The 13360-nt window shown below is 39.0% G+C and carries 12 protein-coding genes and 1 riboswitch; of the genes, 5 read left to right on the top strand and 7 right to left on the bottom strand.

From position 1 onward, the window contains the following. Positions 1–38: 38 nt before the first annotated feature. From F981_RS20530 to F981_RS20520, 3 genes are read right to left on the bottom strand one after another with little or no spacing between them, the layout of a single operon-like run. Positions 39–431, bottom strand: coding sequence for a DUF4870 family protein (locus F981_RS20530; protein WP_004725331.1), 393 nt, complete (start codon positions 429–431; stop codon positions 39–41). A 31-nt stretch (positions 432–462) separates the two neighbouring features. Next, positions 463–1101 carry a DUF1294 domain-containing protein gene (locus F981_RS20525; RefSeq protein WP_004725330.1) on the bottom strand — a complete coding sequence of 213 codons (639 nt, stop codon included), beginning with the start codon at positions 1099–1101 and terminating at the stop codon, positions 463–465. A 21-nt stretch (positions 1102–1122) separates the two neighbouring features. Then, a complete protein-coding gene (locus F981_RS20520; protein ID WP_004725326.1) occupies positions 1123–2073 on the bottom strand; it encodes a homoserine kinase in 951 nt (316 codons plus the stop codon). 113 nt (positions 2074–2186) lie between these two features. On the opposite strand from F981_RS20520, the gene hisF reads away from it, so the two are divergent. Together hisF and F981_RS20510 are read left to right on the top strand one after the other, a co-directional pair. After that, on the top strand, positions 2187–2945 hold the full coding sequence (gene hisF, locus F981_RS20515) for an imidazole glycerol phosphate synthase subunit HisF (RefSeq protein WP_004725324.1): 759 nt from the start codon (positions 2187–2189) through the stop codon (positions 2943–2945). Between the two features lie 571 nt (positions 2946–3516). After that, positions 3517–3819: an SEL1-like repeat protein gene (locus F981_RS20510; RefSeq protein WP_016539147.1), complete on the top strand. Its 303-nt coding sequence runs from the start codon at positions 3517–3519 to the stop codon at positions 3817–3819. A 45-nt stretch (positions 3820–3864) separates the two neighbouring features. On the opposite strand, the gene ettA is transcribed toward F981_RS20510, so the two are convergent. The 3 genes from ettA to F981_RS20495 form a co-directional block, all read right to left on the bottom strand. Beyond that, entirely contained in the window at positions 3865–5526 is a 1662-nt protein-coding gene (ettA, locus tag F981_RS20505) for an energy-dependent translational throttle protein EttA (protein WP_004725320.1), read from the bottom strand. A gap of 180 nt (positions 5527–5706) precedes the next feature. After that, entirely contained in the window at positions 5707–6579 is an 873-nt protein-coding gene (locus F981_RS20500; protein ID WP_004725318.1) for a hypothetical protein, read from the bottom strand. Between the two features lie 69 nt (positions 6580–6648). Further along, complete coding sequence (locus F981_RS20495) at positions 6649–8223, bottom strand: esterase-like activity of phytase family protein (protein WP_004725317.1); 1575 nt, start codon at positions 8221–8223, stop codon at positions 6649–6651. 241 nt (positions 8224–8464) lie between these two features. Between F981_RS20495 and F981_RS20490 the strand changes: the two genes are divergently transcribed. Continuing rightward, entirely contained in the window at positions 8465–9742 is a 1278-nt protein-coding gene (locus F981_RS20490) for an O-acetylhomoserine aminocarboxypropyltransferase/cysteine synthase family protein (protein WP_004725315.1), read from the top strand. A gap of 74 nt (positions 9743–9816) precedes the next feature. Here F981_RS20490 and phoU read toward each other — a convergent pair whose 3' ends face one another. Further along, on the bottom strand, positions 9817–10539 hold the full coding sequence (gene phoU, locus F981_RS20485; protein WP_004725313.1) for a phosphate signaling complex protein PhoU: 723 nt from the start codon (positions 10537–10539) through the stop codon (positions 9817–9819). A 261-nt stretch (positions 10540–10800) separates the two neighbouring features. Here phoU and F981_RS20480 point away from each other — a divergent pair, with 261 nt between their 5' ends. Together F981_RS20480 and F981_RS20475 are read left to right on the top strand one after the other, a co-directional pair. After that, positions 10801–12006, top strand: coding sequence for a hypothetical protein (locus F981_RS20480; protein WP_004725311.1), 1206 nt, complete (start codon positions 10801–10803; stop codon positions 12004–12006). A gap of 65 nt (positions 12007–12071) precedes the next feature. Beyond that, positions 12072–13124, top strand: a complete 1053-nt coding sequence (locus F981_RS20475) for a hypothetical protein (RefSeq protein WP_004725309.1) — start codon at positions 12072–12074, stop codon at positions 13122–13124. 53 nt (positions 13125–13177) lie between these two features. Further along, a riboswitch (TPP riboswitch) is annotated at positions 13178–13311 on the top strand. Positions 13312–13360: the final 49 nt, after the last annotated feature.

The following is a 13360-nucleotide window of genomic DNA, read 5'->3' as shown; positions in this document are numbered from 1 at the left end:
TGCTCGGGAACAAGATCCATCAAGGGTGATTTATTCAGTTATATCGGTAAGGCTTGATCATCATTCAGCGCAATAATGCCTCGAATGGCGCGATAGACAATCCATATCCAAGAAATAAATAAGGTGGCAGCACAAAAAATCGTAGCACCCACGGCAACACCCGCAAAGGCATTGACATTATCCATGGTGAAAAATAGAAAAATAAACGGAATAAATGCAATTACCGTCCAGACTAAATACCACCAAAAAGTGCGAATTTGCCATCTAAAATGACTTTCGAAAATCGTACCACGGACCGAATTCAATTTTACATAATTGATAATCAATGCAATGATTGCAAGAATTCCCGCAGAAAAAATTGCAACAATATAAAGGATATATAAAATTAAAGTCAGAGATTTACTATTATTTGGATCAACATAATTATTCATTGTAAGCCCTTTTAAATTTGCTAACGCCCGTTTAAATCTTAAACATATTCAAAGGCGAAATTAACCATAAAATCAATAAAATATTAAAGAATATGGTACACAAATAAATCTTTTTAAAGGGTTGTTTTTGTGTTTTATGTCGTAAGCGTTGCTGTGCTAACCAAGCTGCAGGCCAACCACCTAAAAAAGCTAAAATATGCAGGGTATTTTCAGGAACACGACGCTGATTGCTCTGCGCAGCTTCTTTATCTTGTGCATAAAACCAATAGGTCATCACATTGATAATACTGACAAAAAGAATAAACATGCCATTGAGCAAACCGCTTATGGTCAAAATTGCCAAAGCAATAATATAAACAGTGCACAAAATTTGCATCGGCTGTAATTTAGCCTGCTTTGCTGCATGTAACTGCTTGGCTTTAGCCGCTTGCTGGCTTGTGACTTTCGCCATTTGTGTGGCTTTTAAATATGTGACTTGTTTTGCTTTATAACGCCCTTGGCCGTCTAATTGCACCACATATTCAAGGGCACAGCCCACGATTGGGCGTGGCCCTTTTTGTGCAAAATCTTTGATGTGTAAAAATACGCGATCTTTTACACCATCATTTGGTTGAATAAAGCCATAGCCTTTATCATCGAACCATTCAACTAAACGACCTTGATCACGCATTTTCTTTCCCACAAAAAGCTATTAAGCAGTCACGAACTTTAATCTTTCAATCAACATATTACGCATTTCTTGCGGATTTTTCTGCAAAATATCGTCACCTGTGCGTGCTTCAGCGGCATTCATCTGAGCGATTTGTAAACGCATCATCCAAAAGCGACCTGCGGCCATAGCCAAATATAACTCTAAACAAGCTCTTTCATCTTCAGTCAGGGGACGAATCGAGGTATATGCATTTAAGAAAGCCGTTGCTTTGGCTTCATTCAAGCGAACACTTGGATATTCTGTACAAAAGTCATTTAAGGTAATCGCAATATCAAAAAGTAATTCATCTTGATTCATTTCATAAAAATCTAGAATGCCTTTTAACTCATCGCCTTCAAACAAAGTATTGTCACGGAACAAATCTGAATGAATAAAACCTTTAGGTCGATTTGGATACATCATGGTCAGTGCTTCATATAAACCTAAAAGGTTATTCAGCAAAGCGCTATCAGCCACATCCAAAGTCGGTTTAATTTGTTGAGCAACGTTATACCAATAGGCATGATCACGCGCCACTTGACGCTGTAATGGGAAGTCTTGTAACGCCACATGCATTTTGGCCTGTGCTACAGCAATTTGCTCAACTTGAGCGATTGTAGAAGGCATCGGATGTTTACCTGACATCCGTGGCGCAATTTGTGCAGGTTTATCTTTTAAGCTATGAATCGACTGACCGCTATGTTTTAACGGAACAGGAACTGCCAAACCTTGTTGCCCCAAGTGTTCTAAGACAGGAATTAACTCTCCTGCTGCTTGTGCATCCATATTTTCAAATAATGTTAATACAAACTGTGTTCCATCAGCACAAATGATAAAATAGTTGGTATTTTGCACACCGCCTTGAATTGGTTTAAGTTCAACCACCTCTAATCCATAAGGTGCTGCAAAATGTTGAACTTCTTTTAAACTCAAAGTGGTATAAACCGACATAGAAAACCTGCGAAAAAACTTACATAAGTTTGATAGAATAACCGCTTCGACTATCGAGGTGTAGCACCTAAGTCACGAACTTTCATAATCGCCTGTTATTTTTGGAAAAAATTATGCTCGCTAAACGTATTATTCCTTGCCTGGACGTAGATAATGGTCGTGTGGTGAAAGGTGTCCAGTTTCTGGATATCCGTGATGCAGGAGATCCTGTAGAAGTTGCCCGTCGTTATAATGAGCAAGGTGCAGATGAAATCACCTTTTTAGACATTACCGCAACATCAAATGGCCGAGATACCACTTACCGTACGGTTGAACGTATGGCTGAAAGTGTGTTTGTTCCACTTACAGTCGGTGGCGGTGTTCGTAAAGTTGAAGATATTCGTTTGTTATTAAATGCAGGCGCAGATAAAGTCAGCATCAACTCTGCTGCGGTATTTAATCCTGAGTTCGTTCAAGAAGCGTCTCAGCGCTTTGGTGCACAATGTATTGTTGTAGCAATCGATGCGAAAAGAACCGGTGAAAATAAATGGGAAATTTTCACCCATGGCGGCCGTAAACCAACAGGCATAGATGCGATTGAATGGGCGGTCAAAATGGCAGAATTCGGTGCAGGTGAATTATTGGTTACCTCTATGGATGCAGATGGGACGAAAGCGGGTTATGACATTGGTCTAATGCGTCAAATCAATGATCGTGTCACCATTCCGACCATTGCATCAGGCGGTGTGGGTAATTTACAACATTTAGCAGATGGTATTTTAAAAGGTGGTGCCGATGCTGTATTGGCAGCCTCGATATTCCATTTTGGTCAATACTCTATTCCTGAAGCGAAACAATACCTTGCTGAACAAGGGATTGAGATGCGTCTTTAATTAATTGTGAGCGCACATATATAGAAGAATGTTATTTTGGCATTCTTTTATATATGCAATTGATTTAGTCTGATTCAAATAGCAAAAATTAAAATACCAAGATAAAACTGATAAACAATCCATATGATTTTAAATAGCTCCTCGTAGCTCATTTTATACAAAGTACCAAGCCTTAAACTCAATAGGCCTACTAGTTCATCAATCAAAAAACGATCATTTAGAGTGAATCATATTGGTATTGAAAGTCCCTTCTCCTTTTGGGAGAAGGCTAGGATGAGGGGGCTGTTTATTGATTTATGGTTTTAAAAAAATTTCAAAGAGGCCTACTGCCATCAAAAATTGAATAAATGATTAATCTCGAATCAGTTTAGCAATACTTTTATATGAAAAAAAATCATGGTTATTGGGATTACTTATTCTGGTTATTTGCTTTAATCTTATAAGGGTAATTTCATAAAAATAAGCGTGAATCATTATGGATTTAATAAAAATAATACGGAAGCTCAACCAAATTGTCAGCCATAAATACCATTATTCCAGCCCCTATCATACATTTAAAATGTCTGAATCAATGCATACTTACCATCGCGCAACCAGTTATGAACATCTGGCGCTTAACCAGCGTGACCCTCTTGATTTAGATCAGCTGTTAAATGAAAAAATCCAAAAATATCAACGCAACGCGATTTGGTATTTTTTACATTCAGCACTTAAAGGATATAGCACGGCCCAATATAAATTAGGCATGATTTACCTACAAGGCCAGCTCGGCCTATCGCCAGATAAAAAGAATGCATACAAATGGTTGTTGCTTGCCGCCAATCAAGGTCATCTCGAAGCACAACACCAACTTTATCGGCTTTATTTACAATAAAAAACCAGCTCGAAAGCTGGTTTTTTTGATCTACAAAATTAGTGATTAACCACCAATTTTTTTGTATTTGGTACGTTTTTGCACAGCAGCATCACCCAAACGCGCTAAACGATATGCTTCATATTCAGCATAGTTACCTTCGTAGAATTCTGGCTGTTCATTTTCAAATGACAAGATATGTGTAGCAATACGGTCAAGGAACCAACGGTCATGCGATACCACCATGACAGTGCCAGGGAATACAAGAATTGCATCCTCTAGCGCACGTAAAGTTTCAATATCCAAGTCATTTGATGGCTCATCCAGTAAGATTACGTTGGCGCCCATCTGAAGGATCTTCGCAAGTTGTAAACGGTTACGTTCACCACCTGACAATTCACCAACACGTTTTTGCTGATCTTGACCTTTAAAGTTAAAGCGACCGATATAGGCACGAGATGCGATCTCGTAATCGCCAATTCTTAAGATATCTAAACCGCCAGAAACTTCTTCCCAGACTGTTTTATTGTTATCTAAAGTGTCACGAATCTGACCAACATAAGCAACTTTGACAGACTCACCCAATACAACTGTACCGGTATCTGGTTGCTGTTCGCCTGTCATCATACGGAATAAAGTGGTTTTACCCGCACCGTTTGGACCAACGATACCAACAATCGCAGTTGGTGGTACTGTGAACGATAAGTTTTCATAGAGTAGACGGCCATCAAACGATTTGCTGATGCCTTCAACTTCTACAACCTTATTCCCTAGGCGTGGACCAGGTGGAATATAGATTTCAGAGGTTTCATTACGTTGTTGGAACTCACGTGAGTTAAGCTCCTCAAAGCGCTCCATACGTGCTTTGTTTTTCTTTTGCTGACCTTTAGCATTTGAACGAACCCATTCCAATTCTTTTTTCAATGCTTTAGCAAAAGATTCTTCTTGTTTATTTTCCTGCTCTAAACGTGCATTCTTTTGTTCCAACCAAGAAGAATAGTTACCTTGGTAAGGAATACCATGTCCACGGTCAAGCTCAAGAATCCACTCTGCAACATTATCCAAGAAATAACGGTCATGGGTAATCGCAACGATTGTACCGGCAAAGTCTTTTAAGAAACGTTCTAACCAAGATACAGATTCTGCATCCAAATGGTTAGTCGGTTCGTCCAGCAATAACATGTCTGGTTTAGACAATAACAAACGACACAATGCTACACGACGACGTTCACCACCTGAAAGTAAGCTTACGTCAGAATCCCATGCTGGAAGATTCAATGCTGCTGCAGCTTGATCCATTTGGTTGCTAAGGTTGTGTGCATCCCAAGCATGGATAATTGCTTCTAATTTCTCTTGCTCTTTTGCAAGTGCATCAAAGTCAGCATCTTCAGCTGCATATTCAGCAAAAACTTCATCTAAACGTGCCAATGCATCTAATGGTTCACGTAAACCATCTTCAACGTTTCCACGCACATCTTTATTTGGATCTAATGGTGGTTCTTGCTCTAGATAACCGATTTTAATACCTGGTTGCGCACGAGCTTCACCTGAGAAATCTTTATCTACGCCAGCCATAATACGGAGTAGGGTAGATTTACCTGCACCGTTTAAACCAAGTACACCAATTTTTGCACCTGGGAAAAATGATAAAGAGATGTCTTTTAGGATTTCGCGCTTAGGCGGAACCATCTTCGACACACGGTTCATCGTGTAAATATATTGGGCCACGTAGGACTCCTCTATAATGAATAGAAATTCGCAAAATGCGAATAAATAAATACCGTCAATTATACGCTGAATTTATCTATTTTTGTTCAGATTTGTCCAATTGATTGAGATATTTTAAAAGCATCAAGAAAACATTTTTCCACACCGATAAACGTAATCAAATCGCGATCTCACACATGATCACGAACAAAAATTCGGCTGATACTGATATACAAATTGCGTCTTGGTTTGAGTTGAACTTGGTGCATTGTAGTTTGACAATGATTTCAAAGCAGAAAAACTAATGGCAGCACGTTGTACAACCTTATTGGTGTAATTTGCATTTGGATCTTGATACTTAAACGAGACTTCAACTACAGCAGGTTTTAATCCTGCATAAGGTGCTTGGGTATACCATAAACTCATATCTACCTCTGCATCAAACTCGCCTAAATCAATGCTGACCCCACGATAACTTCGTTCATAAATGGTGAGTCCACCTACAGGTGATAACAGCTGATTATCACTGATGGCAAAGGTTTCTTTAAATTTTGGAAAATGCGTATGGATGTCTAAAAACTTATTGATTGTCCGTGTATTTGCCACTGTGGTGGATTTACTGGAACCCACCAAAAATCCTTGTGTTGCTGTTTGCGTGATATCATCTTCAAGCTTGGTTTTGGCTCCCGCAGTCGAGCTACTCAAATCGGAAAAATCAGACAGATAATGATCATAGCTTCTAAATTTAAGCGTTACTTCAGATGCTCCGTTTTCAATCCGTTCTCGAAAGCTATAGCCCATATTATTGAGTAGGCAACTGCTGGGTGAATCATAAAAACGTATTTGGCGTTGCTTGTCTAAGATCATCGTTCCTGAAACTGTACGGGTAATTTGTTGTGCAATAATCGTTTTGGCTTGTTGCATATAGCTATTTACGTTAGCGGACTCATTGGCATAGCTAAATTTGTCTGGCTGTAACAACAATTTATATTCACGCGATGTCACTTGCGGTACAGACCAAGCAGTTGTAGTGATTAAACTTGTTAGAACGGTGAGAATGGCTATTTTTTTCATTGAGGAACCTATTATTTTTAAATGATGGTTATAGAAAAAGCCGCCTCTTGGGCGGCTGTTGTTATGCAATTATTGGCCTTTTAAATTCAATTTATCCATGATGTATAAGGTATTGATATCAATACGTGTACGTGCCGCATCCAGATACTTTGGCTCCATGCCTTTGGCATTATTCCAAAGCCCCATATCGTCATCATTTAAAATCCCAAGTGTCGTACTATTGATCAACCACAGACCTTCCATTTTATCATGTGGATATTTAACCGCTTTCCCCATATCCAGTACCAATGTTTTAGGTGCTGGAACAATATTAAATGCTTTTAAACCGTCCCAGCCTTTATCCAATTGGTATTCTTCTAAGGTCTTGCCCGCAATGGTTAAACCGAGCTTTTCATCTTGTTTGACATCATTTTGTGTTTGAATATCTTCTAAATTGGTGGCTTTGCTTAAATCAATACGATAGACATTTTTCATCACATTTGGCGTATCTTTATAAAACAATCCATCTCGTTCTAAAACCAGAAATTGTGTTGCACTGAGGGCAATAATGGCAGAGTTTGAATTTTCAGCTATCTCTTGCTGATATAAATATTGTGCGACTTTGCCTGTTTCAAGATTAATCGTCACAATACGCGTCAACGTTGATTTATTGACATTTTTATTCGGTAAACTCATGGTCGATTGCATAATCCCAACCAAAGTTTTTTGGTCTGGGCTAATGGTTAAGCCTTCCATCCCTCGATTGGCACGGCGATAGCTAAACTCATTGGGCAAAGTCCAATTGTTGCGTTTATCAGCCTTAAATGGATTGATACGCCCTATTTCTTCACCATTGGCATCATAATGCACAATATGCGGTCCATATTCATCGCTGACCCAGAACGTACCATCGTTAAGTGCAGTGAGCCCTTCACTATCCAAGCCATAATCATCCAATCGAATTGGATTACTCACCACATCGTAAGGCTTAGTTGGATCTACAGTAATCACTTTTCCATTGACATCATACGGTGTTTCCCCTGTGCCGCCTAAAGCAGAAGTGTTGGGTAGTCCTGTGATGTCTTTTCCATCGCGATCTTTTAAATTGATGGTTTTAATTAATTTCACAGTACCATTGTCTTGAACTTCAAATAAACCAATTTTCGGCACATAGTCTGGAATGGCGAAAACCTTACCAGCACCATATAATTTATCAGTAAAGTCTGCATTTGGCCCCCGATCGGTCAATGCATAGAATTGCTTTTTATTACTTGGATGTGCAGCAACATCAGAACCAAAACCACCCTGACGAATATCAAACGAGCTATCAATGGTCGTACCATTCGCAGAGTAACGTCCCAGTACGTTAAATGGCAATGCTACACCTTGTGCAAACAAATTGGGCTTACAACTGTTTTCGGTTTTAGTGATTTCACTGGCTTCAAGTTTGCCATTACCATTGCGGTCTAAACCGCTCTGCATACGTGTTCCCCCCATTACACAGGCTTCATCACCAAATGCCAATGTTATATTTTGGGTTAAGGTCTTCTGTGTTGTTGAATCTTGATCATCATCAGAACATGCGGTCAAACCCAGTAAACTACAGAGGACTAAAGTTAAAGTGCTTTTATGGCGGGTCAGTTTATTTATTGCTGCTTTTTTCATTGTGTTTTTAATAACTGAATTTATGGAATTTGTTATGCTAGTTTCAGCAAATGACACCACAATGACAGCTCACAAACTCAGCGATATTCGGTCTATTTTTCCTCATTGATACTCAATTTATCTCAGGCTGCATTGTTGGCTTTATCTGTTTTTATGATTTTAAAATATATAAACCCTTGTTTACTTCATATATTTATTTGTTACACTCTATTGAAATTTAATAAAAAGTTGACGGAAGAACATGACATATAAAGACGAAACTCTTGCCATACATGCAGGCTATGAACCAGAAGCAACCACTAAAGCGGTCGCCGTTCCAATTTATCAGACCACCTCTTATGCCTTTGATAATACCCAACATGGTGCGGATCTATTTGACCTGAAAGTTCAGGGTAATATTTATACACGGATCATGAACCCAACGACCGCTGTGCTTGAGCAACGTCTGAGTGCGCTTGAAGGCGGTATTGGTGCTTTAGCATTGGCTTCGGGTATGTCTGCGATCACCTATTCTATCCAGACCATTGCAGAAGCGGGTGACAATATTGCATCGGTTTCAACACTCTATGGTGGAACATATAATTTATTCGCTCACACTTTGCCAAAACAAGGCATTGAAGTGCGTTTCTTTGATTACCAAGATCCTGAAGCATTGCGTGGCTTGATTGATGAAAAAACCAAGTTGGTTTTCGTTGAGTCGATTGGCAATCCGCTGGGTAATATTATTGACCTAGATGCTATTGCTAAAATCGCACACGAATATGGTGTACCCGTGATTGTGGATAATACCGTTGCAACACCTGCCCTACTGAAACCTTTTGAACATGGTGCAGATATCGTGGTGCATTCATTGACTAAATATATTGGCGGTCATGGTAATTCAATTGGTGGTGCGATTGTCGATAGTGGTAAATTCCCTTGGGGCAAATATCCCGAGCGCTTCAAAGTCTTAAATACCCCCGATCCAAGTTATCACGGGGTGAACTATGTAGAAGCTTTAGGTGCTGCGGCATATATCGCCCGTGCACGTGTTGTTCCATTAAGAAATACAGGCGCAGCGATCAGCCCGCTCAGCGTATTCTTAATTTTACAAGGCTTAGAAACACTGAATTTGCGTATGGAACGCCATACTGAAAATGCACAAAAAGTTGCTGAATATTTACAGGCACATCCAAAAGTAAAATGGGTCAACTACGCAGGTTTAAAAGATCATCCACAACATGCTTTGGCACAAAAGTACGTCAAAGGTAAACCGTCTGCAATTCTGTCTTTTGGTGTTGAAGATGGTCGTGAAGGTGGCACCCGTTTTATCGATGCATTACAGCTGTTTACGCGTCTGGTGAATATTGGCGATGCAAAAAGTTTAGCCTGTCATCCAGCAACCACCACGCATCGTCAACTGAATGAAACAGAGCTAAAAGCAGCAGGCGTAAGTATTGATATGGTGCGTTTATCTGTGGGGATTGAACATATTGATGACTTGATTGCAGACTTAGAACAAGCACTTGCTCAAGTGTAATTTTCTTTTTGTGATCTTAAATTTTCCAAATAAAAAGACCTGAATGATTCAGGTCTTTTTATTTATAAATTCAATTATTTACCTTGAACTTTTTGTTCAATCTCTTCAACACTGGTATGTCGCGCATCAAAACCTTTTGCCATATAAATCACTTGTTCTGAGATATTACGTGCATGGTCACCAATCCGCTCCAGTGAACGCAATACCCACATCACATTGATAACACGACTAATATGACGTGGATCTTCGATCATATAGGTCATCAGTGTGCGCGTCGCGGATTGATATTCACGGTCAATATCGGCATCGGCCAACAAAACTTTTAATGCTTGTTCTGCATCCACACGCGCAAAAGCATCTAAAGCATCATGAATCATGACACGCACTTGATTGCCAATATGCCGTGTTTCCATATAGCCACGCGGCGATTCGCCCTCTTCACATAAAGTCTGTGCAATACGGGCAATTTTTGCAGCTTCATCACCAATACGTTCTAAATCGGTATTGGCTTTACTCATGGCAATCACCATACGTAAGTCGATTGCAGCTGGATGACGACGCGCCAAAATCAAAGTCAGTGCTTCATCAATTTCTCGTTCATAACGATTGACTGTATTGTCTTGAAATTGAACATCAATCGCCATATTGGCATTGGTATCCAATAAAGCATGCACTGCATTTGCGACTTGTTGTTCTACCAAACCGCCCATGGTCATAAATTTGGTATTCACATCCTGTAAGTCCTCATTAAATTGAGAAGATATATGATGGTTTAATACAGGATTACTTGGGCTCAAGGTCAGATGCTCCACACGCAACAAAAACTATTTTTATGGGTTAATATTAAAGCATATTCATTATGAATGTTTTATGACAAGTATTTTTCTTTCAAATGAATTTCTCAATATCGCTCATTTCACTTCTGATCAAAGCAATTAGAGTAAAGATACTACTACAATTTGCTGAATTTACATATGTCACTTTGCTGTGAGCATCCATTTATCGTAAATTCACGATGCTGTACTCAGCTTAATTTTTGCAGATCTTAAATCAGACACATGACTCAGTTTCTTGCAAAAAGTAACGTTTCATTATCACAAAACTACAAAATATTTCATTTATTTAGCCTCGATTCAGCGACAATGGCATCGAACAAAACTGAGCTTCTTTTAAATGCTGGTCGAATGAAATTTCCTCGCAATACCCTTCATTTTCTCATTTCAGGCATACTCGTTATCTTGAGTTGCATGGTGGTTATCGCGTGTCAAAAACCCACAACCGACATTGTCAAAGAATCCAAAGAAGCGCCGCAAAAAGAAAATCCAATTCCTGATTTAACCCAAATTTGCCAAAATCTCAAAAATGAGATGCTGGCAATCAATGCAAAAAGAACCACGCTTGCGATAGAACAAGTCAATCAAGATATTCGTATGTGTTTGCCCTTGATGAAACCTGCGGAACAAATGGAATTGATGCATCAGTCGAAACGTATGTATCAACAATTTTTACAAATTGAGCGCACTTCAGAACAACAACAAGCATTTGAAAACTATGCTTTAGATCAAGCTGCATACCCGACCATTCAACAGAGTAAATTTGAACAACTTAATCTGCGTGACCAATATTTATTACGTCACAAAGGCCAAGCGTATATCGAATTGACCGAACAAACAGATGATAAAATTGTCTATCGGAGAAGCCCACAATATTTAGCAAAAGTTTTCGCGCCGTATCTGACTGCGCCTGAACAAGTTTTTATCGAAAATCTTGCACAACAAAATACCCAACCGCTTTTTAAAAACCACAAACCCGATATTGAGGCTGAAGAAATTGCAAAAAGAGCTAAGTTTTGGCAAGAATATCTGCAAACTTATCCCAATAGCCCTTTTTTACATGATGCGCAGTTCTTAAAAAATGCCTATAGCAGTTTATTGTTTTTAGGCACTGAAGAAGCACCTATATCGAGCAGTTTTGAAAATCAAACTGATATCGATGCAGCCAGCTGGTTGGTGATTGAACGCTTGGCAAAATCCAATGATGGTGAGCTTTCAGCTCAGGCCAAGAAGTTTGTTCATTTTTTAGCGATGAGCAAAGAGCAAAGACAGCAAAAAATTCAAATTAGTGAAAAAGAACGCACTAAACTGGAAAATATCCCTCAATTATTGGCGCTGTCCCAGCTCAATCAATATCTAAATTTAAGCCCGATCGACTTTAAGCATGTTAAAAAAGATTGCTTTAGTGATGCGATTTGTTCTAACAGTTAGATGTTATTTTAGCTCAATTTTTATTATCCTTGTGACATTCAAAAATACACAACAACAGTCATACTATGAAAGCTTTAAAACAACATCTATCACTCACAACACTCTGCCTGTGTACCCTATTCAGCGCTTGCCAAAAGCACGAGAACAATCAAACAATTGAGACAACTAAAGCAGCTTCTAAAGCGACTCAGACCAGTACAGCTGAAATACCAGCACTTCCACAAGACTGTAACGAGATAGATACAAGCATCAAAAAATTAGAAAAAACGGTCATCGTTGAAGATTTAAATGACCTCAATCAATTACTAAAAAAATGCCTCGCATCTGCGCCGCTAAAAACACGTTATCAATGGCAAGCAAAAATTGAAGGCATATATCAAAAACTCATCACCGATGCCTCGCCTGAAGTCTTTCAATATATGACCGATACACTTGCAGACGGTCAGTCTATGACAGCTCAACAAAAACAAGAACTGTATAAAAAGTTAAAACCGCGTGAAAAATATTTAGTTGATCACGCAAAGGACTTATATTTAGCAAAATTTTATATCGGTGAAGGTGAATACACCTTTGTACAGCATCCACAATATGATCTGGATATTTTTGCACCCTATTTAGAAAAATCAGATCAGGTTTACTTTAAACAGATCCGTAAAGAATATACAGGTGCCAACTATATTATGGACGCAGGGCTAGCAATTAGTTTTGATGAAGTGGCCAATCGACTGTTATATTGGGAAAAATTTAATAAAGACTACCCCAACAACCATTTTAAACCTCAAGTCGTAGAGAACATTGAACAATACCGTAGTGCACTTTTTCAAGGCGACGACAACACCCGTACGCTTTGGTTCGATGACGATAAAATTGCAGATGAACAAGCAATCAAAGCGATTGAAAAAATTGCAAAAAGTAAAACTGCAAGTAGCCAAACTGCACAGAAATTTGTGAATTTAATCAACGCAAGTGAAACGCTTTGGCAGCAAATGCCAAAACCATCTAGACAGTATCCTGAAGATAACTCACCTGAACAGCAAGAGATCCGAGCACAACGTGAGGCATTTGAACAAAAAATTAGAAAATCTGTTGAGGAAATTCTGACTCAAAAAAATAATTGAAATTGATATCGGCATGCCAGCATATTTTTAATGAGAACATGCTAAGATTTAAACATCGCTTGACGGAGCGCGAGTAATTCCTCGCTGAGATTTAGTCAGTTTTGCATCTCCTTGCCAAAACTTAAACTAAAGTACCGTTGAACCTGATCAGGTTAAGACCTGCGTAGGAATCAAGCATCTAAAAACTGACAGCCCATAGTTTATCTATTTTTTCGCAATAGCGCTTTATTCTGATG

It is taken from the genome of Acinetobacter guillouiae CIP 63.46, from assembly GCF_000368145.1.
In the GTDB taxonomy this organism is placed as follows: domain Bacteria; phylum Pseudomonadota; class Gammaproteobacteria; order Pseudomonadales; family Moraxellaceae; genus Acinetobacter; species Acinetobacter guillouiae.
Note: the sequence above shows the minus strand (reverse complement) of the source record. Positions and strands in the feature narration are given on the sequence as shown.